Source organism: Methylobacterium fujisawaense (assembly GCF_039619325.1).
GTDB lineage: Bacteria > Pseudomonadota > Alphaproteobacteria > Rhizobiales > Beijerinckiaceae > Methylobacterium > Methylobacterium fujisawaense.
The window spans coordinates 2,893,375-2,918,181 of record NZ_CP155000.1 but is presented as its reverse complement, the minus strand read 5'-3'; the positions used below and the strand labels follow the sequence as shown (position 1 = coordinate 2,918,181).

General features: G+C 69.6%; 31 protein-coding genes. 20 read left to right on the top strand and 11 right to left on the bottom strand.

The window, feature by feature from the left end; translation table 11 throughout:
- Window positions 1–72 precede the first annotated feature (72 nt).
- The 5 genes from ABC766_RS13880 to ABC766_RS13860 all read left to right on the top strand — a co-directional run bounded on the left by ABC766_RS13880 (window position 73) and on the right by ABC766_RS13860 (window position 6,405).
- A complete protein-coding gene (locus ABC766_RS13880) occupies window positions 73–729 on the top strand; it encodes a glutathione S-transferase family protein (RefSeq protein WP_053609266.1) in 657 nt (218 codons plus the stop codon).
- A gap of 459 nt (window positions 730–1,188) precedes the next feature.
- A complete protein-coding gene (locus ABC766_RS13875; protein WP_010684574.1) occupies window positions 1,189–1,662 on the top strand; it encodes a formate dehydrogenase subunit gamma in 474 nt (157 codons plus the stop codon).
- Complete coding sequence (locus ABC766_RS13870; protein WP_342140985.1) at window positions 1,659–3,218, top strand: formate dehydrogenase beta subunit; 1,560 nt, start codon at window positions 1,659–1,661, stop codon at window positions 3,216–3,218. The genes ABC766_RS13875 and ABC766_RS13870 overlap by 4 nt, the downstream gene beginning before the upstream one ends.
- 10 nt (window positions 3,219–3,228) lie before the next feature.
- Entirely contained in the window at window positions 3,229–6,102 is a 2,874-nt protein-coding gene (fdhF, locus tag ABC766_RS13865; protein ID WP_043349489.1) for a formate dehydrogenase subunit alpha, read from the top strand.
- Window positions 6,103–6,111: 9 nt separating this feature from the next.
- Window positions 6,112–6,405, top strand: a complete 294-nt coding sequence (locus tag ABC766_RS13860; protein WP_043349488.1) for a formate dehydrogenase subunit delta — start codon at window positions 6,112–6,114, stop codon at window positions 6,403–6,405.
- Window positions 6,406–6,673: 268 nt separating this feature from the next.
- On the opposite strand, the gene ABC766_RS13855 is transcribed toward ABC766_RS13860, so the two are convergent.
- Both ABC766_RS13855 and ABC766_RS13850 read right to left on the bottom strand, forming a co-directional pair.
- On the bottom strand, window positions 6,674–7,336 hold the full coding sequence (locus ABC766_RS13855; RefSeq protein WP_342140986.1) for a 3-oxoacid CoA-transferase subunit B: 663 nt from the start codon (window positions 7,334–7,336) through the stop codon (window positions 6,674–6,676).
- A 24-nt stretch (window positions 7,337–7,360) separates the two neighbouring features.
- Window positions 7,361–8,101 carry a CoA transferase subunit A gene (locus ABC766_RS13850; RefSeq protein ID WP_043349483.1) on the bottom strand — a complete coding sequence of 247 codons (741 nt, stop codon included), beginning with the start codon at window positions 8,099–8,101 and terminating at the stop codon, window positions 7,361–7,363.
- Window positions 8,102–8,408: 307 nt separating this feature from the next.
- On the opposite strand from ABC766_RS13850, the gene ABC766_RS13845 reads away from it, so the two are divergent.
- Together ABC766_RS13845 and ABC766_RS13840 are read left to right on the top strand one after the other, a co-directional pair.
- Window positions 8,409–10,241 (top strand): AsmA family protein, encoded by a 1,833-nt coding sequence (locus tag ABC766_RS13845; RefSeq protein WP_345822476.1) that lies wholly within the window; start codon window positions 8,409–8,411, stop codon window positions 10,239–10,241.
- 67 nt (window positions 10,242–10,308) lie between these two features.
- Complete coding sequence (locus ABC766_RS13840) at window positions 10,309–11,088, top strand: DUF1499 domain-containing protein (protein WP_043349473.1); 780 nt, start codon at window positions 10,309–10,311, stop codon at window positions 11,086–11,088.
- Window positions 11,089–11,101: 13 nt separating this feature from the next.
- On the opposite strand, the gene ABC766_RS13835 is transcribed toward ABC766_RS13840, so the two are convergent.
- Window positions 11,102–12,022, bottom strand: a complete 921-nt coding sequence (locus ABC766_RS13835) for an MBL fold metallo-hydrolase (protein WP_345822475.1) — start codon at window positions 12,020–12,022, stop codon at window positions 11,102–11,104.
- Window positions 12,023–12,250: 228 nt separating this feature from the next.
- Window positions 12,251–12,427: a hypothetical protein gene (locus ABC766_RS13830; RefSeq protein ID WP_164706346.1), complete on the bottom strand. Its 177-nt coding sequence runs from the start codon at window positions 12,425–12,427 to the stop codon at window positions 12,251–12,253.
- 208 nt (window positions 12,428–12,635) lie between these two features.
- Between ABC766_RS13830 and ABC766_RS13825 the strand changes: the two genes are divergently transcribed.
- On the top strand, window positions 12,636–12,812 hold the full coding sequence (locus ABC766_RS13825; RefSeq protein ID WP_007568853.1) for a DUF1328 domain-containing protein: 177 nt from the start codon (window positions 12,636–12,638) through the stop codon (window positions 12,810–12,812).
- A 185-nt stretch (window positions 12,813–12,997) separates the two neighbouring features.
- On the opposite strand, the gene ABC766_RS13820 is transcribed toward ABC766_RS13825, so the two are convergent.
- The gene (locus ABC766_RS13820) at window positions 12,998–13,345 is read right to left on the bottom strand and encodes a NepR family anti-sigma factor (protein ID WP_236952776.1); all 348 of its coding nucleotides are present in this window, start codon (window positions 13,343–13,345) and stop codon (window positions 12,998–13,000) included.
- A gap of 173 nt (window positions 13,346–13,518) precedes the next feature.
- Here ABC766_RS13820 and ABC766_RS13815 point away from each other — a divergent pair, with 173 nt between their 5' ends.
- On the top strand, window positions 13,519–14,322 hold the full coding sequence (locus ABC766_RS13815) for a response regulator (RefSeq protein ID WP_043349459.1): 804 nt from the start codon (window positions 13,519–13,521) through the stop codon (window positions 14,320–14,322).
- Window positions 14,323–14,788: 466 nt separating this feature from the next.
- Window positions 14,789–15,163, top strand: coding sequence for a hypothetical protein (locus ABC766_RS13810; protein WP_345822474.1), 375 nt, complete (start codon window positions 14,789–14,791; stop codon window positions 15,161–15,163).
- A 147-nt stretch (window positions 15,164–15,310) separates the two neighbouring features.
- Here the strand turns inward: ABC766_RS13810 and ABC766_RS13805 are convergent, their stop codons facing one another.
- Window positions 15,311–15,499: a general stress protein gene (locus ABC766_RS13805; protein WP_043349455.1), complete on the bottom strand. Its 189-nt coding sequence runs from the start codon at window positions 15,497–15,499 to the stop codon at window positions 15,311–15,313.
- Between the two features lie 243 nt (window positions 15,500–15,742).
- Between ABC766_RS13805 and ABC766_RS13800 the strand changes: the two genes are divergently transcribed.
- Window positions 15,743–15,949: a hypothetical protein gene (locus ABC766_RS13800; RefSeq protein WP_342140991.1), complete on the top strand. Its 207-nt coding sequence runs from the start codon at window positions 15,743–15,745 to the stop codon at window positions 15,947–15,949.
- A gap of 18 nt (window positions 15,950–15,967) precedes the next feature.
- On the opposite strand, the gene ABC766_RS13795 is transcribed toward ABC766_RS13800, so the two are convergent.
- Window positions 15,968–16,783 carry an electron transporter gene (locus ABC766_RS13795; RefSeq protein WP_345822473.1) on the bottom strand — a complete coding sequence of 272 codons (816 nt, stop codon included), beginning with the start codon at window positions 16,781–16,783 and terminating at the stop codon, window positions 15,968–15,970.
- Between the two features lie 79 nt (window positions 16,784–16,862).
- On the opposite strand from ABC766_RS13795, the gene ABC766_RS13790 reads away from it, so the two are divergent.
- Complete coding sequence (locus tag ABC766_RS13790) at window positions 16,863–17,306, top strand: Crp/Fnr family transcriptional regulator (RefSeq protein WP_345822472.1); 444 nt, start codon at window positions 16,863–16,865, stop codon at window positions 17,304–17,306.
- On the opposite strand, the gene ABC766_RS13785 is transcribed toward ABC766_RS13790, so the two are convergent.
- Window positions 17,307–17,747 carry a VOC family protein gene (locus tag ABC766_RS13785; RefSeq protein WP_345822471.1) on the bottom strand — a complete coding sequence of 147 codons (441 nt, stop codon included), beginning with the start codon at window positions 17,745–17,747 and terminating at the stop codon, window positions 17,307–17,309.
- Between the two features lie 171 nt (window positions 17,748–17,918).
- Here ABC766_RS13785 and ABC766_RS13780 point away from each other — a divergent pair, with 171 nt between their 5' ends.
- Entirely contained in the window at window positions 17,919–18,599 is a 681-nt protein-coding gene (locus tag ABC766_RS13780) for a L,D-transpeptidase (protein ID WP_043349444.1), read from the top strand.
- A 46-nt stretch (window positions 18,600–18,645) separates the two neighbouring features.
- Here ABC766_RS13780 and ABC766_RS13775 read toward each other — a convergent pair whose 3' ends face one another.
- The gene (locus ABC766_RS13775) at window positions 18,646–18,906 is read right to left on the bottom strand and encodes a hypothetical protein (RefSeq protein ID WP_053609223.1); all 261 of its coding nucleotides are present in this window, start codon (window positions 18,904–18,906) and stop codon (window positions 18,646–18,648) included.
- Between the two features lie 221 nt (window positions 18,907–19,127).
- Between ABC766_RS13775 and ABC766_RS13770 the strand changes: the two genes are divergently transcribed.
- Window positions 19,128–19,622 carry a thermonuclease family protein gene (locus tag ABC766_RS13770; protein WP_345822470.1) on the top strand — a complete coding sequence of 165 codons (495 nt, stop codon included), beginning with the start codon at window positions 19,128–19,130 and terminating at the stop codon, window positions 19,620–19,622.
- Window positions 19,623–19,635: 13 nt separating this feature from the next.
- Here ABC766_RS13770 and ABC766_RS13765 read toward each other — a convergent pair whose 3' ends face one another.
- Window positions 19,636–20,754 (bottom strand): AI-2E family transporter, encoded by a 1,119-nt coding sequence (locus ABC766_RS13765; RefSeq protein WP_043350201.1) that lies wholly within the window; start codon window positions 20,752–20,754, stop codon window positions 19,636–19,638.
- A gap of 302 nt (window positions 20,755–21,056) precedes the next feature.
- Between ABC766_RS13765 and ABC766_RS13760 the strand changes: the two genes are divergently transcribed.
- The 6 genes from ABC766_RS13760 to ABC766_RS13735 all read left to right on the top strand — a co-directional run bounded on the left by ABC766_RS13760 (window position 21,057) and on the right by ABC766_RS13735 (window position 24,310).
- A complete protein-coding gene (locus tag ABC766_RS13760) occupies window positions 21,057–21,365 on the top strand; it encodes an acyl carrier protein (protein WP_010683687.1) in 309 nt (102 codons plus the stop codon).
- Window positions 21,366–21,387: 22 nt separating this feature from the next.
- Window positions 21,388–21,867 carry a 3-hydroxyacyl-ACP dehydratase FabZ family protein gene (locus tag ABC766_RS13755; protein WP_043350198.1) on the top strand — a complete coding sequence of 160 codons (480 nt, stop codon included), beginning with the start codon at window positions 21,388–21,390 and terminating at the stop codon, window positions 21,865–21,867.
- A gap of 7 nt (window positions 21,868–21,874) precedes the next feature.
- A complete protein-coding gene (locus ABC766_RS13750; RefSeq protein ID WP_345822469.1) occupies window positions 21,875–23,002 on the top strand; it encodes a beta-ketoacyl-ACP synthase in 1,128 nt (375 codons plus the stop codon).
- A gap of 370 nt (window positions 23,003–23,372) precedes the next feature.
- Entirely contained in the window at window positions 23,373–23,582 is a 210-nt protein-coding gene (locus ABC766_RS13745; protein WP_010683690.1) for a cold-shock protein, read from the top strand.
- Window positions 23,583–23,705: 123 nt separating this feature from the next.
- On the top strand, window positions 23,706–24,074 hold the full coding sequence (locus ABC766_RS13740) for a DUF6481 family protein (protein ID WP_345822468.1): 369 nt from the start codon (window positions 23,706–23,708) through the stop codon (window positions 24,072–24,074).
- Between the two features lie 35 nt (window positions 24,075–24,109).
- Window positions 24,110–24,310, top strand: coding sequence for a hypothetical protein (locus ABC766_RS13735; RefSeq protein ID WP_043350192.1), 201 nt, complete (start codon window positions 24,110–24,112; stop codon window positions 24,308–24,310).
- 12 nt (window positions 24,311–24,322) lie between these two features.
- Here the strand turns inward: ABC766_RS13735 and ABC766_RS13730 are convergent, their stop codons facing one another.
- Window positions 24,323–24,805 (bottom strand): GNAT family N-acetyltransferase, encoded by a 483-nt coding sequence (locus tag ABC766_RS13730; protein ID WP_043761689.1) that lies wholly within the window; start codon window positions 24,803–24,805, stop codon window positions 24,323–24,325.
- Between the last annotated feature and the right edge of the window lie 2 nt (window positions 24,806–24,807).

Genomic DNA, 24,807 nt, shown 5'->3' with positions numbered 1-24,807 from the left:
GCCCCATTCGGCACGAGTCTTGGATCGGGCTTCGCAGACCGCATGATCGGCGACGCGCCCCGGGGCAGGACGATGACGGCCGCTACGCTCACCATCTCGAGCCGCAATTATTCCTCGTGGTCGCTGCGGGGCTGGCTGATCTGCCGGATGGCCGGTCTCGACTTCCAGACCGAGGTCCTGTCCGGCACGGATGCCACCAGCCGGGCGGAGCTGCTGCACCTGTCGCCGTCGTTCCTGGTGCCGCGCCTGCGCCACGGCGACGTGGTCGTCTGGGACACCCTGGCCATCGCCGAATACCTCGCCGAGACTTTTCCCGCGGCCGGTTTCCTTCCCGGCAACGCGGCGGAGCGCGCCCATTGCCGGTCCATCTCCGGCGAGATGCATTCCGGCTTCGTCAATCTCCGCTCGGCCCTGCCGATGAACCTGCGTGCCTTCCACCCTGACTTTCGGGTGTTCAACGGCGCAAAGGCCGACATCGAGCGTATCGTGACGATCTTCGACGATTGCCTGGATCGCTACGAGGGGCCGTACCTGTTCGGAGCGCGACCGTGCCTGGCGGACGCCATGTATGCCCCGGTCTGCACCCGCTTCCGCACCTACGACGTCGCCCTGCCGCCCCGCGCCGCCGCCTACCGCGACACGATCCTGCACTGGCCGCTGATGGTGGAATGGGCGGAAGCCGCTGCCGACGAGCCGGACGAGATCGAAGAACTGGAGATGGAGTTCTGACGAGCCGCCTGCTTGGCGTCCGGCCTGCGCAGGTCGTCCCTGCGAGCGGGGCGCGCAGGCAACCCGGATGCCCTCCTTCGGTCGCTCCCTGTCGCCGCCGGACGAAGGCGACCCACGCACCCTACGATCCAGGTGACGGGACACGGGCCAGCGTCGCGGAGGTGCATGGCTCGCGCCGCTCGGAAAGGCAGAGGCGGACGACTGAGCAGATTCACCGTGTGGATGCAATTTATTGCAGGGCACAAACTCATGTTGCGCCGCACGCAGATGTGGTCCGTCACCACTCCGATACAAAAAATGAATTTCAGACAAAGAATTAGCCGGGATCGGCCGAGGCGCGGTCGGCCGGGTTACAGCTCGACAAACGTCCTTTGTCGAGCGACCGGACTGCGCGATTGAAGCCAACCGGCATTTCTGTTCCTCTTCGCATTAGAACAGGAACAGACTGGGCTGGAAACCATGGCGCGTCACGAGCCCTGGAGCGCGGAGCGCGCATCCGGGATCATCGCCGAACACACCCATCTCGAAGGGGCCACGCTGCCGATCCTGCACGCGCTGCAGGAGACGTTCGGCTACGTGGATTCCGGCGCCGTGCCGCTGATCGCGGACGCGCTGAACCTGTCGCGCGCCGAGGTGCACGGCTGCATCACCTTCTACCACGATTTCCGCGCCCACCCCGCCGGCCGCCACGAGGTGAAGCTGTGCCGGGCCGAGGCCTGCCAGGCCATGGGCTCCGACAAGCTCCATCGCGAGATCCTCGGCCGCCTCGGCTGCGGCTGGCACGAGACCACCGCCGACGGCAGCGCCACGGTGGAGCCGGTCTACTGCCTCGGCCTCTGCGCCAACGGTCCCGCCGCGCTGGTGGACGGTGAGCCCGTCGCGCACCTGACCGCCGACGCCCTCGAAGCTGCCCTGACGGAGGTGCGCCAGTGAGCGTGACCCTCTACATTCCCCGCGATGCCGTCGCCCTCGGCCTCGGCGCCAACAAGGTCGCCCGCGCCCTCTTCGCCGGCGCGGAGCGCCGCGGTCTCGACGTCACCATCGTGCGAACCGGTTCCCGCGGCCTGTTCTGGCTGGAGCCGATGATCGAGGTCGGCACGCCCGAGGGGCGCGTCGCCTACGGCCCGGTCAAGCTCGCGGATATCGATGCCCTGCTGGATGCAGGCCTCGCCACCGGCGGCGACCATCCCCTGCGCCTCGGTGATCCTGAAAAAATCCCCTACCTCGCCCGGCAGCAGCGGCTGACCTTCCACCGCTGCGGCGTGATCGATCCGGTCTCCGTGGAGGATTACCGGGCCCATGGCGGCTATCGCGGCCTCGAGGCCGCCCTGAAGCTCGATGCCGAGGGCATCGTCGCGGCGGTGCGCGATTCCGGCCTGCGCGGCCGGGGTGGTGCCGGCTTCCCGGCCGGCATCAAGTGGAACACCGTGATGCTCGCCAAGGCGGACCAGAAGTATGTGGTCTGCAACGCCGACGAGGGCGATTCCGGCACCTTCGCCGACCGGATGATGATGGAGGGCGACCCCTTCAACCTCATCGAGGGCATGACCATCGCGGCCGTCGCGACTGGTGCCACCCGCGGTTACATCTACTTGCGCTCCGAGTACCCGCAGGCGTTTGCCACCCTGAAGGAGGCCATCGCCAACGGCGTGACCGCCGGCGTGCTCGGCGAGAACATCCTGGGCTCGGGCAAGACCTTCCATCTGGAAGTGCGCCTCGGCGCCGGCGCCTATATCTGCGGCGAGGAGACCTCGCTGCTGGAGAGCCTCGAGGGCAAGCGCGGCATCGTCCGCGCCAAGCCGCCGATCCCGGCGCTGAAGGGCTTCCTCGGCAAGCCGACGCTGGTCAACAACGTCATGACCTTCACGGCCGTGCCGTGGATCCTGGAGAACGGCGCCAAGGCCTACGCCGATTACGGCATGGGCCGCTCGCTCGGCACCCTGCCGATCCAGCTCGCCGGCAATATCAAGCACGGCGGCCTGATCGAGATGGCCTTCGGCATCACCCTCCGGCAGGTGATCGAGGATTTCGGCGGCGGCACCCGTTCGGGTCGGCCGGTCCGGGCCGTGCAGGTCGGCGGGCCGCTCGGGGCCTACTTCCCCGACCATCTCCTCGACACGCCCCTCGACTACGAGGCGATGGCGGCCAAGAAGGGCCTCGTCGGCCACGGCGGCATCGTGGTGTTCGACGACACCGTCGACATGGCCGCCCAGGCCCGCTTCGCCTTCGAGTTCTGCGCCACCGAGTCGTGCGGCAAGTGCACCCCCTGCCGCATCGGCGCGACCCGCGGCGTCGAGACCATGGACAAGGTCATCGCCGGCATCCGGCCGGACGCGAACCTGAAGCTGGTCGAGGATCTCTGCGAGGTCATGACCGACGGGTCGCTCTGCGCCATGGGCGGGCTCACCCCGATGCCCGTCATGAGCGCGATCACCCATTTCCCCGAGGATTTCAGGCGCGCCGGCGATCTGCCGGCCGCGGCCGAGTAAGGAGGCGTCGATGGGCCTGATCAAGGAGATCGACTACGGCACGCCGATCCGCGTGGCGGAGCAGACCGTCACGCTGACGATCGACGGCATGTCTGTGACGGTGCCGGCGGGCACCTCGGTGATGGCGGCGGCGATGCATGCCGGGACGCAGATCCCGAAGCTCTGCGCCACCGATAGCCTGGAGCCGTTCGGCTCCTGCCGCCTCTGCCTCGTGGAGATCGAGGGCCGGCGCGGCACCCCGGCCTCCTGCACGACCCCGGCCGAGAACGGCATGGTCGTCCACACGCAGAACGAGAAGCTCGCCAAGCTCCGCAAGGGCGTGATGGAGCTCTACATCTCCGATCACCCGCTGGACTGCCTGACCTGCGCGGCCAACGGCGATTGCGAGCTGCAGACGCAGGCCGGCGTCGTCGGCCTGCGGGACGTCCGCTACGGCTATGACGGCGACAACCACGTCAAGCCGAGCGCCGAGAAGTATCTGCCGAAGGACGAGTCGAACCCGTACTTCACCTACGACCCGTCGAAGTGCATCGTCTGCAACCGCTGCGTGCGCGCCTGCGAAGAGGTGCAGGGCACCTTCGCGTTGACCATCGCGGGCCGCGGCTTCGACAGCCGCGTGGCCGCCGGCCCGACCAACTTCTTCGAGTCGGAATGCGTCTCCTGCGGCGCCTGCGTGCAGGCCTGCCCGACCGCGACCCTTCAGGAGAAGTCGATCCACGAGTACGGCCAGCCCGAGCACGCGGAGGTGACGACCTGCGCCTATTGCGGCGTCGGCTGCTCGTTCAAGGCCGAGATGCAGGGCGAGCGCGTCGTCCGCATGGTCCCCTACAAGGGCGGCAAGGCCAATGAGGGCCATAGCTGCGTGAAGGGCCGCTTCGCCTACGGCTACGCCACCCACAAGGACCGCATCACCAAGCCGATGATCCGCGAGAAGATCACGGATCCGTGGCGCGAGGTCTCCTGGGAGGAGGCGATCGACCGGGCCGCGAGCGAGTTCAAGCGGATCCAGGCCAAGTACGGCAAGGATTCGGTCGGCGGCATCACCTCGTCGCGCTGCACCAACGAGGAGGCCTACCTCGTCCAGAAGCTCGTGCGCGCCGCCTTCGGCAACAACAACGTCGATACCTGCGCCCGCGTCTGCCACTCGCCGACCGGCTACGGTCTGATGTCGACGCTCGGCACCTCGGCCGGCACACAGGACTTCAAGTCGGTGGAGCATTCCGACGTGATCCTGGTGATCGGCGCCAACCCCACCGACGGCCATCCGGTCTTCGGCTCGCGGATGAAGAAGCGCCTGCGTCAGGGCGCCAAGCTGATCGTCGCCGATCCGCGCAAGATCGACCTCGTGAAGTCGCCCCACATCAAGGCCGATTATCACCTGCCGCTGAAGCCCGGCTCCAACGTCGCCTTCATCAACTCGCTGGCGCACGTGATCGTCACCGAGGGGCTGATCGACGAAGCCTATGTCCGCGAGCGCTGCGACCTCGCCGAGTTCGAGTCCTGGGCCCGGTTCATCGCCGATGAGCGGCACTCCCCGGAGAGCCAGCAGCCCTTCACCGGTCTCGACCCGGCGGAAGTCCGCGGGGCGGCCCGGCTCTACGCCAAGGGCGGCGCGGCCGGCATCTACTACGGTCTGGGCGTCACCGAGCACAGCCAGGGCTCGACCATGGTGATGGGCATGGCCAACATCGCCATGGCCACCGGCAACATCGGCAAGCTCGGCGCCGGCGTGAACCCGCTGCGCGGCCAGAACAACGTGCAGGGCTCCTGCGACATGGGCTCGTTCCCGCACGAGCTCACCGGCTACCGCCACGTCTCGGACGACGCCACCCGCGAGAGCTTCGAGGCTCTCTGGGGCGCCAAGCTCGACAACGCGCCGGGCCTGCGCATCACCAACATGCTCGACGAGGCCGTCGAGGGCTCGTTCAAGGGCATGTACATCCAGGGCGAGGACATCGCGCAGTCCGACCCGGACACGCACCACGTCACCTCGGGCCTGATGGCGATGGAGTGCATCGTCGTCCAGGATCTGTTCCTGAACGAGACCGCCAAATACGCCCACGTCTTCCTGCCGGGCGCCTCGTTCCTGGAGAAGGACGGCACCTTCACCAACGCCGAGCGCCGCATCTCGCGGGTCCGCAAGGTGATGGCCCCGATGGGCGGCTACGGCGACTGGGAGGGCACCGTGCTGCTCTCCAACGCGCTGGGCTACAAGATGGAGTACAGCCACCCGTCCGAGATCATGGACGAGATCGCCTCGCTCACCCCGAGCTTCACGGGCGTGTCCTACGCCAAGCTCGACGAGCTCGGCTCGGTGCAGTGGCCCTGCAACGAGAAGGCGCCGCTCGGCACGCCGATGATGCACGTGGACCGGTTCGTCCGCGGCAAGGGCCGGTTCATGATCACCGAGTTCGTGGCCACCGAGGAGCGCACGGGGGCGAAGTTCCCGCTGATCCTCACCACCGGCCGGATCCTGTCCCAGTACAATGTCGGCGCGCAGACCCGGCGCACCGAGAACTCGCGCTGGCACGAGGAGGACGTACTGGAGATCCACCCGTTCGACGCGGAGCTGCGCGGCATCGTCGACGGCGACCTTGTTGCCCTGGAGAGCCGTTCGGGCGACATCGCCCTCAAGGCCAAGATCTCCGAGCGGATGCAGCCGGGCGTCGTCTACACCACGTTCCACCACGCGAAGACCGGCGCCAACGTCATCACCACCGACTACTCGGACTGGGCGACCAACTGCCCCGAGTACAAGGTGACGGCGGTGCAGGTCCGGCGGACCAACCGGCCCTCCGACTGGCAGGCGAAGTTCTACGAGGAGGACTTCTCCCTGACCCGGATCGCCAATTCCCAGGGCACTGCGCTCGACGCGGCAGAGTAAGAGTATCCGATGAGTGCCGTGACGCAGGCGGACAAGCTCGTCCGCATGGCCAACCAGATCGCCACCTTCTTCCGGTCCTACCCGGAGGAGGAGGCGGTCGCCGGGGTCCAGAAGCACATCAAGGCGTTCTGGACGCCCAAGATGATCGCGCATCTCGAGGCCGCCCTCCCGGAGCAGGGCGACCGGGTCGACAGCTACGTGCGGCGGGCGTTGCAGGGCGAGGAGCCGGCGGCCGACAGCCCGGTGCGGCCCGCGACTCGGGATCCGCAACTCGCGGGCGCGGGCGCCAGCGACGCGGGCTGACCGATCGGCACTGGTCCGAGGCTTCGGGCTCTGACCCGGCCGGAGCCGAGCGGCAAAGGATCACGCGAAACGCCCCCCTCTTCCGACAGGGAGAGGGGGGCGTTTCGCGTCTGGCCTGTGCCGATGCGTGAAGGGGGGCTGGCGCTGACGAGGTGCGCCGACATCGGGCGCGTCTGAAGGGCGCCTGCGCCGTCATGCGATGGCCGCCCGATCTGGGCGGCCATCGCCCCGTTGGACCCGGCGACGTCGGTCGCCGGGCCTGCGGATGTCAGTTCTTGAGGGCGACCGTGAAGTCGGCCTCGGTCTTCTTGCGGATCTCGTCCTCGGTGACGCCGTCGGCGAGTTCGATCAGCGTCATGCCGCCGTCGCCCTTCTTGTCGATGGCGAACACGCCGAGATCGGTGATCACCAGATCGACCACGCGGGTTCCGGTGAGCGGCAGGTCGCAGGCCTTGAGCAGCTTCGGGCTCTCGGTGCCGTCCTTGTTCTTGGCGACGTGCTCCATCACCACGACCACGCGCTTCACCCCGGCCACGAGGTCCATGGCGCCGCCCATCCCCTTCACCATCTTGCCGGGAATCATCCAGTTGGCGAGGTCGCCGTTGCCGGCCACCTGCATGGCGCCGAGGATCGACAGGTTGATGTGCCCGCCGCGGATCATCCCGAAGGAATCCGCCGAGGAGAAGTAGCTCGTCGTCGGAAGCGCGGTGATCGTCTGCTTGCCGGCGTTGATCAGGTCCGGATCCTCCTCACCCTCGTAGGGGAAGGGGCCCATGCCCAGCATGCCGTTCTCCGACTGGAGCTGCACCGACATGCCCTCGGGGATGTAGTTCGACACCAGCGTCGGGATGCCGATGCCGAGGTTCACGTAGAAGCCGTCCTCCAGCTCCTTGGCGGCGCGCGCCGCCATCTGCTCGCGGGTCCAGGCCATCGTTCTCGCTCCCTTCCCGTCCGGTCAGTGCGTGCCGCCGCCGGCCGCGGCGGCCGGGGTCGCATCGTTGCGCTTGCGCGTCGTGCGCTGCTCGATGCGCTTGTCGCGCACGCCCACGTCGACGATGCGCTTCACGAAGATGCCGGGCGTGTGGATCGTGTCCGGATCGATCTCGCCCGGCTTCACGAGATGCTCGACCTGCGCCACCGTCATCTTGGCGGCGGTGGCCATCATCGGGTTGAAGTTGCGCGCGGTCATCCGGTAGCGCAGGTTCCCCTCGGTGTCGCCCGTATGGGCGTGGACCAGGGCGAGGTCGGCGAACAGGCCGCGCTCCATGACGTAGTGCTCGCCATCGAACTCGCGGACCTCCTTGCCCTCGGCGACCTTGGTGCCGACGCCGGTCTTGGTGAAGAAGGCCGGGATGCCGGCGCCGCCGGCGCGGATCCGCTCGGCGAGCGTGCCCTGCGGGTTGAACTCGATCTCCAGCTCGCCGCCGAGATACTGGCGGGCGAATTCCTTGTTCTCGCCCACGTAGGACGAGATCATCTTCCGGACCTGGCGGGTGTCCAGAAGCTTGCCGAGGCCGACCCCGTCGATGCCGGCATTGTTCGAGACGACGGTGAGACCCTTGACGCCCGAGAGGCGCACCGCCTCGATCAGCTCGTCCGGGATGCCGCAGAGGCCGAAGCCGCCGCACATCACCATCATGTCGTCGTGCAGGAGGCCGGCCAGGGCCGCGGCGGCATCCGTGTAGACCTTCTTCATCGAACCGTCCTTTTCCCGCCGGACCCGACCGGCCGAAACCTTGGGAAGTGCGTGTCCTCGCGCCTGCTCTCCCCGATTCCGCGCGTGAAATCCAGTGGTGCACCGCACCGGTCCGCGCGGACGCGGGCGATCCGTAACCGGCACTGCGTTGGGGAGGGCAGGGCGGCCCTGCGCGGGCGCGGCAGACAAAGCCGGCCAAGGACGCTAAATTGCCCACTCGACGTGCAGACCCTGCCGGGCCGCGGCAGCCCGAGGGGCCGGCGCGGCGCCCGGCTTCCGGTCACAGCCGCCGCCCCTTCGGAGCATGATGTCGCTGCGCCGCCCGATCTTCGTCCTCGCTCTCGGGAGCCTGATCGCGGCCGGCCTCGGCCTGCGCGATTGGCCCCTGGAGGACGGCCGGGTCACGGCCTACGCGCGCCGCGCCTTCGACGCCTACGGCCTGGGCCTGACGCTGCAGGGCCCCGCGAGCGTCGCGGTGCTGCCTTGGCCGCGCCTGACCCTCGACCGCGTCCGGCTCGCCGCCGGTTCCGGCGGCCCGGTCCTGGCGGATGCGGGCCGCCTGACTATCGACCTCGACCCGCTGAGCCTCCTCGGCGGGCGCGCGGCCGTGAGCGGGCTTCGCCTGGAGGGCGCGCGGCTGTCGGATGACCCCGCCGGCTGGGACGCCCCCCTCGCGCGCCTCGCCGAGCAGGCCCGGTCCGGCGAGACGGCCCGGCCACGCCGCATCGTCGTGCGCGACGCGCGCCTCGCCGCCGGCGACACGGCCCGGGACATCGACCTGGACATCGCGTGGCCGCTCTGGGGCAAGACCGCCGAGGGCCGCGCCAGCCTCACGTGGCGGGGCGTGCCGACCCGGATCACCCTGACCCACCTGCGTCCGGCCGAGCTGGCCCAGCGCCGCCGCAGCCCGTTTACCGCGGAGGTCACGTGGCCGGACGGCAGCCTCGCGGCGGACGGAACGGTGGCGCCGCCCGCGGAGGGGAACGCTCTGCCCGTCCTGTCCGGGCAGGTCCGGTTCGAGACGCGATCCCTGCCGGAGAGCCTGGCCTGGATCGGCCGTGATGTGCCGCTGGCGCCGCTCGCCGGCGCCTTCTCGATCGACGGCCGGTTCGAGACGGCGGAGCGGTCCGTCTCGTGGCCGAGCCTGCGCATCGGCCTCGGTCAGAACGTGCTGGAAGGCGCCGGCGCCGTCGCCTTCGGACCCGGCAAGGCGCCGCGCCTCTCGGTGCAGGCGACCCTGGCGGCCGAGACCCTCGATTTCACGCCGCTCGTCGAGGATCTGACCCGGCTCCTCGATCCTGCCCCGGTATCCGTCGCCCTGGCGCCGCTCACGCAGGGCGACCTCGACCTCCGCCTGTCGGCGGCGGAGGGCCGCGCCGGCGCCGTTCGGGTGCAGGATCTGGCGGCGAGCATCCTGGTGCGGGATACCGCCCTTGAGGTCGCGGTGAACCGGGCCCGGATCCAGGACGGCACGTTCAAGGGGCGCGTGAACCTGACGAGCGGGACCGATCCGGCCGCGACGGAGCTGCGCACCCAGGGGAGCCTCGACCGCGTCGATCTCGGTGCGCTCCTCGGCGAGATCGGCGCGGCCCGCTGGGTGGTCGGGCCCGTCCAGGGGCATTTCGCCCTCGAATCCCGGGCGCGTGACACGGTCGGCCTCCTGGCGCATCTCGGCGGACGGGCCACGCTTGCCATGGATGGCGGCGCTATCGCGGGTCTCGATCTCGCCGACGTCGTCCACCGCAACGGTGCCGTGGCGTCCGGAGCTCTGGCGCGCCGGAACGGCCGGACCGCGTTCGAGCGGGCCGTGGTGACGCTGCGCTTCGTCGACGGTGTCGGCGAGATCGCCGAGTCGGGTCTTCTGGGGCCGAGTGTCGGCGCCACCCTTCACGGCCAGGTGTCGCTGCCGGAACGGCGACTCGACGCCAGGGGCGATCTCGTCCTGCGGCCGCCCGGCGATTCCGCCCGCGGGATCCTGTTCGCGGTATCGGGCCCCTGGAACGCCCTGACGGCTCAGACGGCCGCCCACAGCGAGCCGTCCGATCCGGCCGGCCGGATCGGGGATGCGATGCTGCCCGATCCTCTCAAATTGCCCGCCACCCTCGGCCTGCCCGGCAGTGTCCGTGCCTTCGCGCCGTGACGGTCGCGCGTTGGCGCCGGCCCCGGCCAAGCTCTAAGATCGGATCCCGATCGCCGTCATGATCCCCATGCGCCGCCTGCTCATCGAGGAACCCGTCACCCGCGCAGGGCCTCTGGCCCGGCGGCTCGCCGTGTTCTCCGTCATCGCCACCGGCATCGCCCTGATCTTGGTCCGGGACCCGCGTGCCGACACCGACGCGGCGCTCGCGGCCCTGGTGGCCGGGTTCGGGGTCGCGGTGCTCGCCGCGGCGGCTGCGGTCTTCGCCTTCGTGCGGGTCTGGCGCGAGGGGGCTCGCGGTCTCGGGGCCGCCCTCGCAGGGCTGATCCTCGCGCTGGCGGTTCTCGGCTATCCCGCTTTCCTGGGCTTGCGCAGCCTGCGGCTGCCGGCGCTGTCCGACATCACCACCGACATCGACAACCCACCCGCCTTCTCGCGCTCGCGGGCGGCCTTCGCGGCGCGCGGCGGCCGCTACCCGGCGGATCCCGGCCCCGCGATCCGCGAGCGCCAGCGCGGCGCCTATCCGCAGATCGCGCCCCTGACCCTCGATATCGGCGCCGACGAGGCCTTCGAACTCGCCCGGCAGGCGGCGCTGAAGCGGCACTGGCAGATCGTCGAGGCGATCCGGCCGGGGGGACGCACCGGGAACGGTCGGATCGAGGCCGTGGCCCGCGGTCTGATCCTCAACCTGCCCGGCGACGTCACCGTGCGTATCCGCCCCCGCGCGGACGGGGCGCGGATCGACGTGCGCTCGGCCTCGCGCCTCAGCGGCCGCGATTTCGGCAGCAACGCGGACCGGATCCGGGCCTATCTCGACGACGTCGCCAACCTCGCCCTCGCGGTGAAGTGACCCGTCGCGTCCCTCAGGCCGGCGCGTAGGTGCCGTCCAGCCGGGGGGCGCCGTCGCAGGTCGCGCGCCCGCGTCCGACAAGATCCTCCAGATGGGCGAAGACCGACAGCGCCGCGGCGCCGCGGAGGCGGGGATCGAGCCCCTGGTAGATCGCCGCGACGATGTCGGCGATCTGCCTGTCCCCGGCCGCCAGTCGTGCGCGGATCGCCGCTTCGCGCTGGCGGCGGTGCCCGGCCAGCCCGCGCAGGAGCCGGGCGGGCTCGCATACGGGTCCGCCATGTCCCGGCCAGTAGACGGTCTCGTCGCGCCCGCGCAGCTTGTCGAGGGAGTCCATGTAGGCCCGCATCGCGCCGTCCGGCGGGGCCACGATCGTGGTCGACCACGCCATGACGTGGTCTCCCGAGAACAGCGCCTGCGCTTCCGGCAGCGCGAAGGCGAGATGGTTCATCGTGTGGCCGGGGGTCTCGACGGCCACGAGGGTCCAGCCTCGACCGGACACGGAATCGCCCTCCGCCATGATCCGCTCGGGAGTGTGAGCCCGGTCGGCGCTGGCGTCGAGCATCGGCGCTTCCGCCTCCGAAAGCGCGCGTGCGGCCCTGTGTGGCCCGCATCCGACGATCGGCGCGCCGGTGCGGGCAGCGAGGAGCCGCGCGCCTGGAGAATGATCACGATGGGTGTGGGTGACCACGATGGCCTCCACACGCTCCCCAGCGAGGTCCTGAAGCAGCGCCTCGATATGCACCGGATCATCCGGGCCCGGATCGAGCACCGCGACGCGATCCTGGCCCACCACGTAGGTGCAGGTGCCGCTCGCCGTGAAGGGGCCGCCGTTCGGCGCGACCCGGCGGCGGATCAACGGGGCGACCGGCTCCAGCCGCCCGGCTGGGGGCATCGAACGATCAAAGGTCAGGCTGTTCTCGTCGGCGTCCGCCATCGCGATCCCATGCGATCGACACGGCGCGTCCTTGGACGGTTCGACGCCGCGTGGCAATCGGCCCGGAGGCCGCGATCCGACGGTCCGGGCATTCCCCGCGCGTCCGGCAAGTTCCGATGTCGCAGACACGCTCTGCGACCGGATGACCGCCCCTGCACCGACCTCGCCCCCTGGAGGCGGCCCTCGGTCTGGGCGTGACGCTTACGGGCCAGACCGCGACGAAGGACGTCAGCCCTGGCGGCGGGTCTGTCGAGCGCGCACGCGGACCGGTACGGGCGCCGGTGCCGGCAGGAGACCGAGCGCTGCCGCGCGCAAGGCATCGCCGGTTCTATCGACGAGATCGGCGAGGCGCACCGCCAGCGCGGCGGCCTTCGATCGAACGGCACTCTTGGCAGATTGCAGCATCGCAAATCCCGGATCGAGCCTGGAGACCTCTCTTCGAACGCTAGCGCCCCTGTCTCGTTCCGTCACCCCTTGACGCGGACAGCGCACGAACCCCCCCCCGCTCCCCAGGGGACTTCGCGATCGGGGCGGAACCGGAGCGAAACCTTGGCGTTTTCGTGTTCAGAACGACGCGGCCCGCCCGCGTTGAGACTTTCGAAGGATCTGAACGATGCTCGGTTGGGCCGTAACTTTTCTCGTCGTCGCCCTCGTGGCCGCTCTGCTTGGCTTCGGCGGCATCGCCGGCACCGCGATGGAAGCTGCCAAGCTGGTATTCTTCGTGGCCATCGTCCTCTTTGCGATCTCGGCGGTCGTGGGACTGATGCGGGGCCGCTCGCCGACACTTTGAGGAACGACCGGAGACGCCGGCCCCGATCCCGGGCCGGCGCACGGCGCGATGAAAAGCCGCCGCCCCGTGCGGCGGCTTTTTCCGTCGTTCCGGCCCGCATACTGGGCTCGAGACGATTCCGTCTGGCCGAGGCGGGGATATCGGGATGGGCGTCCGCTGGATCCGGGGCCGAGGGCTCCCGACCGTCAGGCTTTGCGGTCGGCGCTGTCCAGCTTCGCGATCAGTTCGGCAAAGCGGTCGGGCACCGGTTGCTGCGTGACCGTATCGTACATCGCGCGCAGCTGCGTCGCGATACGATTGCGGGTCTGGTCGCTCAGGCCGTTCTTGGTCCGGTGGCCGGTGGTCTGGTCAGGGGTGTCGAAAGGTTGCTGATCGACGGCGCCGTCCTGGCCCTCCGACGAGCGATTCGAGACAGTCTCGGCATGCGAATAGCGCGCGCGAAGACCTCCCTCCTTTCCCTGGTCCACCATCAATAGGCCCCTTGTTGCCGAAGTCGGCTCGGCCGCATTGTGCTGCGGCTCGACATACGCCATGGCTGCGGCGGCAACGCCTGCCCGCCGGGATCGGTTCCGCCGGGGGGTGGAACGGAGTGCGGGCCTCCGCGTTGGGCGGTAGGCTGCGCAGGACACAAGCCGGCCCCGGCAGGACTTCGGTAAAGGACCGAGGCGTTCGCGGCCGGGCAACACGGCGAGGCACAGGGGATCGAATGTCGACATCGCAACTCGTGGTACAGCACCTGCCGTACCTGCGCCGCTACGCGCGGGCGCTCACGGGTAGCCAAGTGGCGGGCGACGCGTATGTCGCTGCCACCCTGGAGACCCTCGTCAACGAACCGGACACGCTCGGCCGGAGCACCAACATCAAGGCCGATCTGTTCCGCGTCTTCACGCGGATCTGGAACTCGCTCTCGGTGAACGGCCGCAGCGAGCAGGTTCAGCACGATCTCCCGGCGGAAGTCCGTCTCGGCCAGATCACGCCGCTGCCGCGGCAGGCGTTCCTGCTCTCCTGCCTCGAAGGCTTCTCCGAGGAGGATGCGGCCATCATCCTGGGCGTCGACGTGTCCGAGGTCCGTGACCTCGTGGACGAGGCCGGCCGCGAGCTGGCCGCCGACATGGCGACCGAGATCCTCATCATCGAGGACGAGCCGCTGATCGCGATGGATCTCGAGGCCCTCGTGGAGGGTCTGGGTCACAATGTCATCGGCGTCGCCCGCACCCGCACCGAGGCGATCAAGATCGCCGGCGAGGGTAAGCGTCCCGGCCTGATCCTGGCGGACATCCAGCTCGCCGACGGCTCCTCGGGTCTCGATGCCGTGAACGATCTCCTGAAGACCTTCGAGGTCCCGGTGATCTTCATCACGGCCTATCCGGAGCGGTTCCTCACCGGCGAGCGTCCCGAGCCCGCCTTCCTCATCGCGAAGCCCTTCCAGCCGGCGAATGTCTCGGCGGTGATCAGCCAGGCGCTGTTCTTCCAGCAGACGGCCCGTCGGCGCGAAGCCAAGACGGCCTGAGACGACGGCTTGAGCCGGGCTCGGCGGGTCTCGCCGGGCTGAACCGGTCCCAGGCCGCCTCCGAGCTTCGATGACGACAAAAACCCCGGCTTGCGCCGGGGTTTTTTGTTGTCCGTGCCGGAGACCCGCACATCCCAAATACAGGCGCAAAAAAAACGGGCCGGAGAAGTCTCCAGCCCGTCGCGAAGGTTCCGGCCGATGCACAAGGGGAATGCGGGGAGGACCAGGTGGCCGGGTGCAGAGAAAACGGATGCCGGACCGGGAGGTTCCAGCAAACGCACTTTTTCTAACGTGGTGGCCTTTTGGCCACATGTGGAGGGTGTGGATTGCGGGCGTGCGCCGCCGCACCAACGGCCGAGCTGTCATCGAATACTCAGGATACGTAGGCGCGTCACAGTCTAGGAACCTGCGATTGCAGGGCGCGTTATACGAACATCCTGTCAAGCTCTCGCATGAGGTCGGGGCAATGCTGCGGTCTGGTTTCCTCCTGGGCGTGAGTGCTCCTGCCGCTCTTCTCACCGTCCTCGTCCAACCGGTCGTGCGCGACACGGCAGATCGTTGGGTGCCCCCGGTGCCCCCGGTGCCCACCGCCCAGACGGCGCAGATTCCGCTGCCGGGGATGCGGCCGGTCTCCATCGCGCTCAGCCCGACGCGGGTCGCGGGCGTTCAGAAGGCCGACGGTCGGATTGCCCCGGTGGCAGGGGAAGCCCAGGATCTGGAGATCAAGCCGATCCTGCGTCAGCCGCCGCGGCGTATGGTCCGCGAAGGCTGCGAGACGGCGCTGAGTTCCCTGGTCGGGCCCGAGGCGCGCCGCATGACCCCCGGGCGTTGCATTTCCTGAACGTTGCCCAACGGATCCCGTAACGCAAAAGGCCCCGTCACCATGGCGGGGCCTTTTGCGTTGGTGTGCCGTGTTGGCATTGCCGAAACGAAAACGGCGCCGGTCCGAAGACGCGGCGCCGCTACGCGATACGCGTGAGCCGATGCCTCACTCGGCCCGGCCTGTCCCCGTGGACTGACCGCCCTTGCGACCGGCGGACGAGGCCAATTCGCGATCCTGCGAAAAGGAACGCTTCTCTGCCGGCACGCTGCGGCCGCCCTTGCTGGCGATCTCGCGCTGCCGCTCGAGGTTCATCGAGGCAAAGCCCCGCTTCGAGGTCGAATTTCCGGATGCCATCAGTTCCTCCTCAGGCTTCGCTTCACCCCGCAACAACCTTCAGCAATAACCAAGGTTCCTATCCCGAGACCTGCTCAAGCTTCCGCCAGCTAAGCTTGGCAGCAACCCGGACTTGTGTCGGGCGTTGGTCGACGTTCGACCTTGGTCGACATCCGCGGCCGTCTCGGCATGACCGGAGCCACGGCGACTTGGTCCGGGAGGCGGTGCGACAGTGCGACCGCAGAATGAGATGGGGTATCGCGCATGACGAACCGCAACATGGTCAAGGATCCTGCCCGGGGCACGGCGACGGCGCGGCCGAACACGCCGCCGATGCCGCCGATGCCGGCCCCGGAAGATTCCGCCACGCCGACCACCCGTGAGGAGCCCACCGACTCACCCCATCTGAATGCCAGCCTCAAGCGCGAAGCGCCCGCTCCCGGGCGCCAGGGCCTCTCGACCGAGCGCTGATCCAGGCCGAAGCCGCCTTCAAGCCTGCCGCCGGTGCGTGAGGCGGGTCAGGGCGGCGATCAGAAGGGCGATCGCCAGGATGGTGACGATCCCGGCCCCCGTCAGGATCCGCTGGATGAGCGGCGTATAGAGACCCCGTGCGGCATCGTAACCGTAGCAGAGCAGGGTGAGCCGGTCGGCGAGGCTGCCGACCCGGCCTTCGCCGGCCTCGGTCAGGGCGAGGCGGAGATCCCGCCCGGTCAGGGCGAGGGGCGACAGCACCCGTGCCACCCGGCCGTCGGCGGCGAGAAGAATGGCCGCCGCCGGATGGGCGAAGCTGTCGGTGCCGGCATCATAGACGGCCTGATAGCCCAGGGCGCCGGTGAGGCGCGCGAGGGCCGTGTCCGAGGCGATCAGCGCCCGGGGGCGGGCCGATGCATCCCGGTCTCCTAGCGTATCCGCGAGCATGCGGCGCGCGGCCGCGGGATCGTCGCGCGGGTCGATCCCGACCAGGACGAGCCCGTAATCGTCCCGCGGGAGTCCTGTCGCCGCGAGGGCCTCCACCGACATCGACACCATCGGGTCGCATACATTGCCGCAGGTGTAATCGACCGGCAGCAGCAGGGCGGCCCGACCGTCGAGGGCCTTGCCCAGGGTGGTGGGCTGCCCGGTGCGCGCATCGGTGACCGCAAGGTCGAGCGGGACGCGGGCCCCCGGGGGCGGCGTGACCGCGACACGGGCGAGATCGGCCTGGACCAGCCGGGCTGCGGCCGGCCTCGACCCCAGGATGAGGCCGAGTGCCAGCAGGGCGCCGAGACCACACCGCCAAGTTGCGTCCAGTGCAGGGCTGGACAAGTGCCTGACGAACCGCATGGATATACGGGCCCGTCCGGCCCCGCCGTCCTGGGCGTGAGACCCGTCGCGGAGCCCCCGAATGACCCTCGACACCGAGGTTTCCTCCCTGAAGCAGGTGCCGCTGTTCCGCGAGGTGGAACCGTCGCGCCTGAAGCTTCTGGCCTTCACCAGCGAGCGGGTGCATTTCGAGCCGGGGCAACGCTTCTTCGCCCGCGGCGATGTGGCGGATGCAGCCTACGTAATCCTCTCGGGCACCGCGGAGGTCAGCATCGATGGCCCCGCCGGCCCGGTGCGGCTGGCGTTGCTCGGCCAGGATGCCCTGGTCGGCGAGATGGGCATCCTGGCCGATCAGCCCCGGTCCGCCACCGTGACGGCGCAATCCGCGGTGACCGCCCTGCGCATCGACCGGGGCGTCTTCCTGGAACTGCTGGCACAGTTTCCCCAGATCAGCATCGCCCTGATGCGCGTCCTGGCCTTGCGGCTGGAGCAGACCAATCAGGCGCTGGCCGAGAGCCGCGGCTGATCACGCTTCGTAAGTGATGAATTCCAGGAGCGACCCGTCCGGATCCCGGAAATAGACGCTCTGGCCGGGACCCGCGGCGCCGTGCCGCTCCACCGGCCCGAGTTCCACCGCGATGCCGGCTGCCTCGAGATGCGCGATCGCCGCCTCGATCGGACCCGACCAGCGGAAGCACAGATCGCTGTTGCCGGGCTGGACGGGTTTGGCCGCCACGGGCACCGCCTCGACGCCAGGGCCATGGCAGTTGAGCTGGACGCCGCCGAACCGGTAGGCGAAGCCTGGGCCGCGCTCGATGATCTCGGCGCCCACCACATCCCGGTAGAAGGCATTGGATCGGGCCCAGTCGCTGACGTGGATCACACAGTGGTCGAGGTGTATCGCCGGGCTGAGCGGGACCTCGGGTGTGGTCGTCGCCTCGGTCGGAAGAGTTTGGGTCTCGGGCATCCTTCACCTCCGCGCCGGCCGCAATAGAGCGTTGCCGCGATTCTGAATTAGGGCGCAACCGTGGCCGCGCGAGCCGCCCGCGCGCGATCCGCTGCGGCGGAAAAGCTACATCGTCACGGGCGCTGAGGCGGTAGGCATGGCGCGACGACCGTATCCCGCACGACAGGACCTATGATCGCCACGCTTCCATCGGCCTGGAGCCGCCTGCGCCGGATCGCCCTCTCGCGGATCCTCCTCGCCGTGGTGGCGATCGCGCCGCTGGCGGCCTGTCAGACCCGTCCGGTCCAGGTCGCGCAGGACGACGAATCCGCTTGGTACATCGGTGCAAAGCCCGACAAGCCCTTCGACATTCCCCTCGTCGATACCCAGCGGCTCGACCCCAAATATCGCCGGCAGCAGGTCAGCTACAACGGCCCCGAGCAACCCGGCACCATCGTCGTCGACATCGACAAGCGCCAGCTGGTCCTTGTTCAGGCCGATGGCACGGCGATGCAGTACGGCGTCGGCGTCGGCAAGGCAGGCTTCTCCTGGAAGGGCGAGGCCCGGGTCGGGCGCAAGGGTGTCTGGCCGGATTGGAGCCCGACGGCTACGATGGTCTCGCTCCATCCCGACTTGCCACGGACCCGTAAGGGCGGCGTCGACAATCCGCTCGGTGCCCGCGCACTCTACCTGTACCAGGGCAACCGCGACATCCTGTTCAGGATCCACGGCACCAACGAGCCCTGGAGCATCGGTGAGCAGATGTCGTCGGGCTGCGTCCGGATGCTGAACGAAGACATCGCGGACCTCTACGAGCGCGTGCCGGTGGGAACCCGCGTTCTCGTCAAGCGCAACGGCCAATACCGGACCTGATCGGTCTGGCTTCCCCGACGTCGGCTGCGACGCGCAAACGCGGCGGTCAGCCGGCCGGCCTCACAGATGCGGCGTCGCGCGCCTCCTCGGAGGCGTGGCGCGCGAGACGGCCGAGACCCTCACGATCCAGCGCCGGGTCACGCGGGGCGCCGTCCCGTACCATGCCGTCGCTCGCCAGGACCGCGGCCGTGGTCAGCCCCGGGCTCGTACGGGCGGCCGGTCCTTCCGGCCCGATCGCGAGGCCGATCCAGGTGAGAAGGGCTGCGCTCAGGGCCACGCCGGCGAGCAGGGTCTTGAGAAAGCTCATGCGATACAACGACGGCTCCGGGGCGCCGTTCCGTGGCGCAGCCCGCCCGCAGGGTCGGAACGCTTTCGCAACCACGACGGGAGAAAGTCGGCGCCGGGGAAGCGCCGTTCCTCCGGTCGCCCGACAAATTCGCCACATTGGTCGTGCAGCGTGACGTCCCTCACACCGCTTTTCTTCGACGCCTTGCCTCCCGCGTGGACAGTTCCGTGATGATCAGACCGATGCTTGCCCTGCTCCTCCTGTGCTGCGGCCCTGCGGCCGCGGCCGGGACGATCAGCGGTCCGGCGACCGTGATCGACGGCGACACGATCGAGGTGCAGGGGACGCGCATCCACCTATACGGCATCGACGCCCCCGAGACCGCGCAGAGCTGCGAGAGCGCCAAGGGCCTGGAATATCGCTGCGGCCGCGAGGCCGCGCAGGCCCTGCGCGCGCGCATCGACGGCGGCGTCGTCACCTGCGAGCGGCGGGAGGGAGCCGTCGCCGGGCGTGTCACCGGGATCTGCCATGTCCATGGCGAGGATCTGTCCGCCTGGATGGTCGGCCAGGGCCTGGCGCTGGCCAGCCGCCACGTGACGCCCACCTATGTCCGCCACGAAGGGCACGCCTGGGCGACCCGCCGCGGCATCTGGGCCGGCACCTTCGAGAAGCCGGCCGATTGGCGCCAGGATCGGCGCCGGGTCGAGGCCACGGCCGGGGCGAGCGCGGCCGACTAGCGGGTCCGGCGGCTCAGGCCGTCGCGTCCTGCCCCTCGGTGAATTCCCGCCACAGCAGGACCAGGGCGGCCATCACCGCCGGGCCAACGAACAGGCCGAGCAGTCCGAAGGTCTCGACGCCGCCGAGGATGCCGAGGAGCACCCACAGGAAGGGCAGTTTCGTCGTGCCGCCGATCAGAGCCGGCCGGATGAAATGGTCGGCGACGAAGGTCACGACGAAACCCGCCGCAGCCACCACCAAAGCCGCCGTCACCGAACCCGCCGCCACCAGAAGAAGCGCCGCGATGGCGATGGCCACGGCGGCTCCGAACGGAATCATCGCCGCGACTGCCGTGAAGGCGCCGAGCAGCACGGGGTGGGGCACCCCCGCGAAGTGGTACACGATCCCCAGTACGAAGCCCTCGCCGAGGCCCACCAGCACGAGCCCGTCGACGGTGCCGTGCACGGAGGCCACCATCTGGCGGGCGACGCGCTCGCCGCGCGGGCCGAACAGCCGGTGGCAGGCGGTCAGCGACTGGTCCCGCACCGTCCGCCAGTCGCGGAACAGGAAGAACAGGGCCACGAGGCTGAAGCCGAACAGCACGATCCGGTGTACCACCTCGCGGCCGACATTGCGCGAGGCCCCAAGCACGGAATTGTTCTCGAACCGGCGCAGCAGGTCCGAGCCCGCCTGCGCGTGGCCGAGATTGTCGTTCCACCACGCGGTCGCCTGCGCGGCGCCGTAGGGCAGGTGCTGGAGGAATTCCGGCGCCGGGATGCCGTTCGCCTCGGCATTGCGGACGAACTCGGCCACGTCGTGGGCCTCGCGGGCGGCCTGGACGCCGAGGATCGCCAGCGGCGCCAGGAAGACCAGCGCCACCGCCGCCGTCATCAGCGTGGGCAGCAGGATGTTGTGCTTGCCCGGCGGGAAGCGGTGCTCCAGCCGCGTGTAGACTGGCCACAGGGCGATCGCCAGCACCACCGCCCAGGCCAGCGCGGGCAGGAACTCGTGCAGGATCCAGAGACCCAGGGCCGACAGGGTCAGCACGAGCAGGACGCGAGCCGCACCCTGGGAGCGCGCCCGCTCCTGTGGCGGGAGGGGTGGCGTCTCGATCCGCGCCGGCGGAGCGGCGGGCTTGGTGATCGGTGGCATCCGTCTGTTCTCCTGAGGACGCGCGGTCCTCTCGCCGTCAAGCTAGGGTCGGCGCGATCGGCGCACATGCGCGTCCGCACACCCGGCGGCGCACGCTTGTGGACAGGCGCTGAAACGCCGGGGAAGCGCCGCGGTTGCCGCCCCTGACACCCTCGTGTAGAGGTCGCCGCCATTCGACGGGGCCGCGTACGAGGGCCCGTATACGCGTAGGGTGGCCGCACGGGGCGTTTCCGCCGGGCCGCCCGGGCGGCGAGGGGGCTCCCGCACGACCGATCCGGAATTCGAACAGCCCGCGAGAAGACATGTCCGACGAGCCCGCCCACGGCAGCGCCACCTTCGAGCGCGTGGCCGATATCATAGCCGAGACCGCCGACATCCCGCGGGACAAGATCACGCCCGAGAGCCACGCCATCGACGATCTCGGCATCGACAGCCTCGCCTTCCTCGACATCGCCTTCGCGGTGGACAAGGCCTTCGGGATCAAGCTGCCGCTCGAGCGCTGGACCCAGGAGGTCAACGAGGGCAAGGTCCCGGCCGAGGAGTACTTCGTCCTCAAGAACCTCTGCGCGCGCATCGACGGCCTCGTGGCCGAGAAGGCCGCCAAGGTCTGAACGCAGGCCGATCCGACCCATCATGCGCCTCGAATATTTCGAGATGATCGACTCCGTGCGGCTCCTCGATCGGGCCGCCGGCCGCATCGAGGCGCTCGCCCGGGTGCCGATGGCCAGCCCGGTCTTCGAAGGGCACTTCCCCGGCCATCCCCTGGTGCCGGGCGTCCTCCTCACCGAGACGATGGCGCAGGCCTCCGGCTACCTCGTGCTTGCCCATCTCGACTTCGCCCGGATGCCGTTCCTCACCGGCGTCGACAAGGCCCGCTTCCGGTCCTTCGTGGGTCCCGGGGCGGACCTCCTCGTCACGGCGCACCTGGAGCATGACGGCTCGGGCTACGCGGTCACCAAGGCGGCGATCAGCCACGACGGCAAGGCGCTGTGCGACGCGGAGCTGCGCTTCCGCACCATGCCGTTCCCGGACGGCCTCGACGCGCCGATGCGCGAGCGGGCGCGGACGATCGGCCTGTTTCCCGATTCGGCGCCGGCCGAACGCGAGCCCTGAGTCAGCCATGAGCCGCCCCGTCGTCGTCACCGGCCTCGGCCTCGTCTCCTGCGTGGGTGAAGGCGTCGACGCCCACTTGGCCGCCCTTGCCGGGGAGGCGGCTCCGCGCACGGATAGCGAGACCTTTGCGCCCTACCCGGTGCATCCGGCGCCGGCGATCGCCTGGGACGGCCAGATTCCCAAGCGCAGCGATCAGCGGCAGATGGAGGCCTGGCAGCGGCTCGGCGTCTACGCCGCCGGCCTCGCCCTCGACGCCGCGGGCGTGAAGGATGAGGCCGCCTTCAAGCAGGCGCTCCATCTCGTCGTGGCGGCGGGCGGTGGCGAGCGCGATTACGCGGCGGACGGGGCGATCCTCACGGGCCTGCGGGACGCCGCCGATCCGGGCGCCTACCTGAACGAGCGGCTGCAGAACGACCTCCGGCCGACGCTGTTCCTCGCTCAGCTCTCGAACCTGCTCGCCGGCAACATCGCCATCGTGCACGGGGTGACGGGCGCGTCGCGCACCTTCATGGGCGAGGAATCCGCCGGGGTCGACGCCCTGCGGATCGCCCAGGCGCGGGTGGCTTCGGGCCAGATCGATGCGATCCTGGTCGGCGGCTCCTACAGCGCCGAGCGGCCGGACGTTCTGGTCATCCACGAGATGGGCGGCTACCTCGCCCGCGACGCCTACCGCCCGGTCTTCGCGCGGGGCGAGGCGGGCGGCTTCATCCTCGGTAGCTGCGCAGCGTTCCTGATGCTGGAATCGGCTGCGCATGCGGCCGCCCGCGGTGCCCGTGCCCTGGCCCGGCTTGAGACGGTGGCGAGCGACCGGACCCGGCGCAGGCCCGGCAGCGTCGCCAACAGCCTCGAGGCCCTCTGGCGACAGGCCGGCCTCTCGGGCCCCGATCACGTCCTGTCCGGTGCCACCGGAGTCGCGCCGATCACCGCGGAAGAGCACGATGCGCTGGCCCGTCTCGCGCCCGGCGCGCGGCTGCGCGCCCTCGGGGACGTGATCGGGCACGGGCTCGAAGTGGCGGCACCCTTCGGAACGGCGCTCGGGGCCGCCCTCGTCGCCGGCGGCAGCGCCCGCGAGGTCGCGGTGACCGCCGTCGGCCATCGGCGCGGCGAGGGTGTTCTGCGCCTCGTTCCGGCCTGAGCAAGCCCGTCCGGTGCCTGCGTGCCGACGGCGCTAGTTCGTGCGGCCGTAACCACAGACTTCATGCGCCCACGCCGCATTGAACTCCCTTATCTCGTTGTTCTCGCGGCCGTTCTGGCGTTGCTCAACCGCATTTTCCGCTGAGAATCTCCCGCATCGGCGGGCCTGTTGCCGGGTGAAATATTTCCCTGCGCTTGCCAAAAAACCGCCGGCGGTTTATTTAAGCCGCATCGGCACGTGTCCGGATATCTTGGACCGTTACGCCTTCGCAGGGCGGTTCTGACTTTCCTATCGCTATCGGTCGATGCCGGCGCCTTCTCGCATGAGCGGGTGCCATTCCTCACTATGCCTGCGAAGATCAAGGACTTCCATGAGCACCGGAACCGTCAAGTGGTTCAACGAGACCAAGGGCTACGGCTTCATCCAGCCGGATGACGGCGGCAAGGACGTGTTCGTTCACATCTCGGCCGTCGAGCGCGCCGGCCTGCGCAGCCTGAACGAAGGCCAGAAGGTTTCCTACGAGCTGGAGACCGACCGTCGCAGCGGCAAGCAGTCCGCCGGTCAGCTCCAGACGGCCTGATCGCCGTCCTAGGCGTTTCTGTCGAAGCCGCTCCCTTGGAGCGGCTTCTTCGTATCTGCATTCTCTTTCCTTGCCTTTCTCTCGTGGGCGACGGCCTTCGCCGCGCCCGATCCAGGAGTGTCTGTGAGCTTTTTGAAGAATCAGGGTGTCGTCGATCGTCTGGAGACCGCCGCGAAGGCGCGGTCCGAGATGCTGGCCCGGTTCCGGGCGCGCCCGTCTGCCGATGATCCCACGGTCCTGGCCCGCCAATCCGCCCGCCGCGCCGTGGTCGATGCCCGCGAGGCCCGTGCGGCCGAACGCGCCGCCCAGCGTCAGGCCGAGCTCGAGCGCGCCGCTGCCCTGGCCGAGGCCGAGCGCCTCGCTGAAATCGAGCGCAAGCACGCCGATCAGCTGGCCGCGCAGGAGCGCGCCAAGGCTCTCCAGGCCGAACAGAAGGCCCAGCGCGACGCTCGCTATCTCGCCCGCAAGGCGAAAGCGCAGAAGAAGCGCTGAGGCGCGGCAGCGGCAACACCCTCCAGGAGCCCGGCATGTCCCACAAGTTCAAGATCGGCCAGCGTGTCTGCCGGCCCCGGCTCGGGACCCCCGGCGAAGCGGGCGAGGTCGAGGTGTTCGAGGTCCTGCGGCTCATGCCGCAGGATCAGACCGGCGAGCCGAGCTACCGGATCCGCACGAAGGCCGGCGAGCGGGCGATCCGCGAAGGCGACCTCGTCGCGGCTGCGCAGCCCTGATCCGGGGGCACCTCAGAGCGTCCGGAACATCACCAGCGCATCGACCGGCCCGAGGTCCGGGTGTCGAAAGGCGCCCGGCAGCCGTCCGACCACGGCGAAGCCGAAGCTTTCCCATAGCCGGACGGCTCGGACGTTGGTGCTGACCACGAAGTTGAACTGCATCGCCGTGAAACCGCGCGTCCGCGCCCGATCGAGGGCATGCGCGCACAAGGCGCGGGCGATTCCGCGGCCGATCGCGGCTTCCCCCGTCATGAATCCGCAATTGGCGACGTGGGCGCCTCCGCCCGCCTGATTGGCGCGCAGGTAATACGTGCCGACCACCGTCCCCGCTTCCTCCGCCACGAAGGTCTCGCGGTCCGGTCCGGTCCAGTAGGCGAGGGCTTCGGCCTCGCCGAGGTCGCGGTCGAGGGCATAGGTCTCTCCCGCCCGGATGGTCGGCACGATGATGCGGGTGATCGCCGCGTGATCGGTCGCCCGCGCGGGTCTGATGTCCAGGC

Bases quoted from the DNA above. Each gene is read 5' to 3' on its own strand.
- fdhF (WP_043349489.1), top strand. From the start codon at position 3,229: ATGGGCCTGATCAAGGAGATCGACTACGGCACGCCGATCCGCGTGGCG.
- ABC766_RS13855 (WP_342140986.1), bottom strand. From the start codon at position 7,336: ATGGCCTGGACCCGCGAGCAGATGGCGGCGCGCGCCGCCAAGGAGCTG.
- ABC766_RS13830 (WP_164706346.1), bottom strand. From the start codon at position 12,427: ATGCTGCAATCTGCCAAGAGTGCCGTTCGATCGAAGGCCGCCGCGCTG.
- ABC766_RS13825 (WP_007568853.1), top strand. From the start codon at position 12,636: ATGCTCGGTTGGGCCGTAACTTTTCTCGTCGTCGCCCTCGTGGCCGCT.
- ABC766_RS13845 (WP_345822476.1), top strand. From the start codon at position 8,409: ATGTCGCTGCGCCGCCCGATCTTCGTCCTCGCTCTCGGGAGCCTGATC.
- ABC766_RS13850 (WP_043349483.1), bottom strand. From the start codon at position 8,101: ATGAAGAAGGTCTACACGGATGCCGCCGCGGCCCTGGCCGGCCTCCTG.
- ABC766_RS13875 (WP_010684574.1), top strand. From the start codon at position 1,189: ATGGCGCGTCACGAGCCCTGGAGCGCGGAGCGCGCATCCGGGATCATC.
- ABC766_RS13755 (WP_043350198.1), top strand. From the start codon at position 21,388: ATGCGCCTCGAATATTTCGAGATGATCGACTCCGTGCGGCTCCTCGAT.
- ABC766_RS13785 (WP_345822471.1), bottom strand. From the start codon at position 17,747: ATGCCCGAGACCCAAACTCTTCCGACCGAGGCGACGACCACACCCGAG.
- ABC766_RS13860 (WP_043349488.1), top strand. From the start codon at position 6,112: ATGAGTGCCGTGACGCAGGCGGACAAGCTCGTCCGCATGGCCAACCAG.
- ABC766_RS13835 (WP_345822475.1), bottom strand. From the start codon at position 12,022: ATGGCGGACGCCGACGAGAACAGCCTGACCTTTGATCGTTCGATGCCC.
- ABC766_RS13790 (WP_345822472.1), top strand. From the start codon at position 16,863: ATGACCCTCGACACCGAGGTTTCCTCCCTGAAGCAGGTGCCGCTGTTC.
- ABC766_RS13760 (WP_010683687.1), top strand. From the start codon at position 21,057: ATGTCCGACGAGCCCGCCCACGGCAGCGCCACCTTCGAGCGCGTGGCC.
- ABC766_RS13815 (WP_043349459.1), top strand. From the start codon at position 13,519: ATGTCGACATCGCAACTCGTGGTACAGCACCTGCCGTACCTGCGCCGC.
- ABC766_RS13765 (WP_043350201.1), bottom strand. From the start codon at position 20,754: ATGCCACCGATCACCAAGCCCGCCGCTCCGCCGGCGCGGATCGAGACG.
- ABC766_RS13840 (WP_043349473.1), top strand. From the start codon at position 10,309: ATGCGCCGCCTGCTCATCGAGGAACCCGTCACCCGCGCAGGGCCTCTG.
- ABC766_RS13745 (WP_010683690.1), top strand. From the start codon at position 23,373: ATGAGCACCGGAACCGTCAAGTGGTTCAACGAGACCAAGGGCTACGGC.
- ABC766_RS13810 (WP_345822474.1), top strand. From the start codon at position 14,789: ATGCTGCGGTCTGGTTTCCTCCTGGGCGTGAGTGCTCCTGCCGCTCTT.
- ABC766_RS13805 (WP_043349455.1), bottom strand. From the start codon at position 15,499: ATGGCATCCGGAAATTCGACCTCGAAGCGGGGCTTTGCCTCGATGAAC.
- ABC766_RS13735 (WP_043350192.1), top strand. From the start codon at position 24,110: ATGTCCCACAAGTTCAAGATCGGCCAGCGTGTCTGCCGGCCCCGGCTC.
- ABC766_RS13820 (WP_236952776.1), bottom strand. From the start codon at position 13,345: ATGGCGTATGTCGAGCCGCAGCACAATGCGGCCGAGCCGACTTCGGCA.
- ABC766_RS13780 (WP_043349444.1), top strand. From the start codon at position 17,919: ATGATCGCCACGCTTCCATCGGCCTGGAGCCGCCTGCGCCGGATCGCC.
- ABC766_RS13800 (WP_342140991.1), top strand. From the start codon at position 15,743: ATGACGAACCGCAACATGGTCAAGGATCCTGCCCGGGGCACGGCGACG.
- ABC766_RS13750 (WP_345822469.1), top strand. From the start codon at position 21,875: ATGAGCCGCCCCGTCGTCGTCACCGGCCTCGGCCTCGTCTCCTGCGTG.
- ABC766_RS13770 (WP_345822470.1), top strand. From the start codon at position 19,128: ATGCTTGCCCTGCTCCTCCTGTGCTGCGGCCCTGCGGCCGCGGCCGGG.
- ABC766_RS13775 (WP_053609223.1), bottom strand. From the start codon at position 18,906: ATGAGCTTTCTCAAGACCCTGCTCGCCGGCGTGGCCCTGAGCGCAGCC.
- ABC766_RS13880 (WP_053609266.1), top strand. From the start codon at position 73: ATGACGGCCGCTACGCTCACCATCTCGAGCCGCAATTATTCCTCGTGG.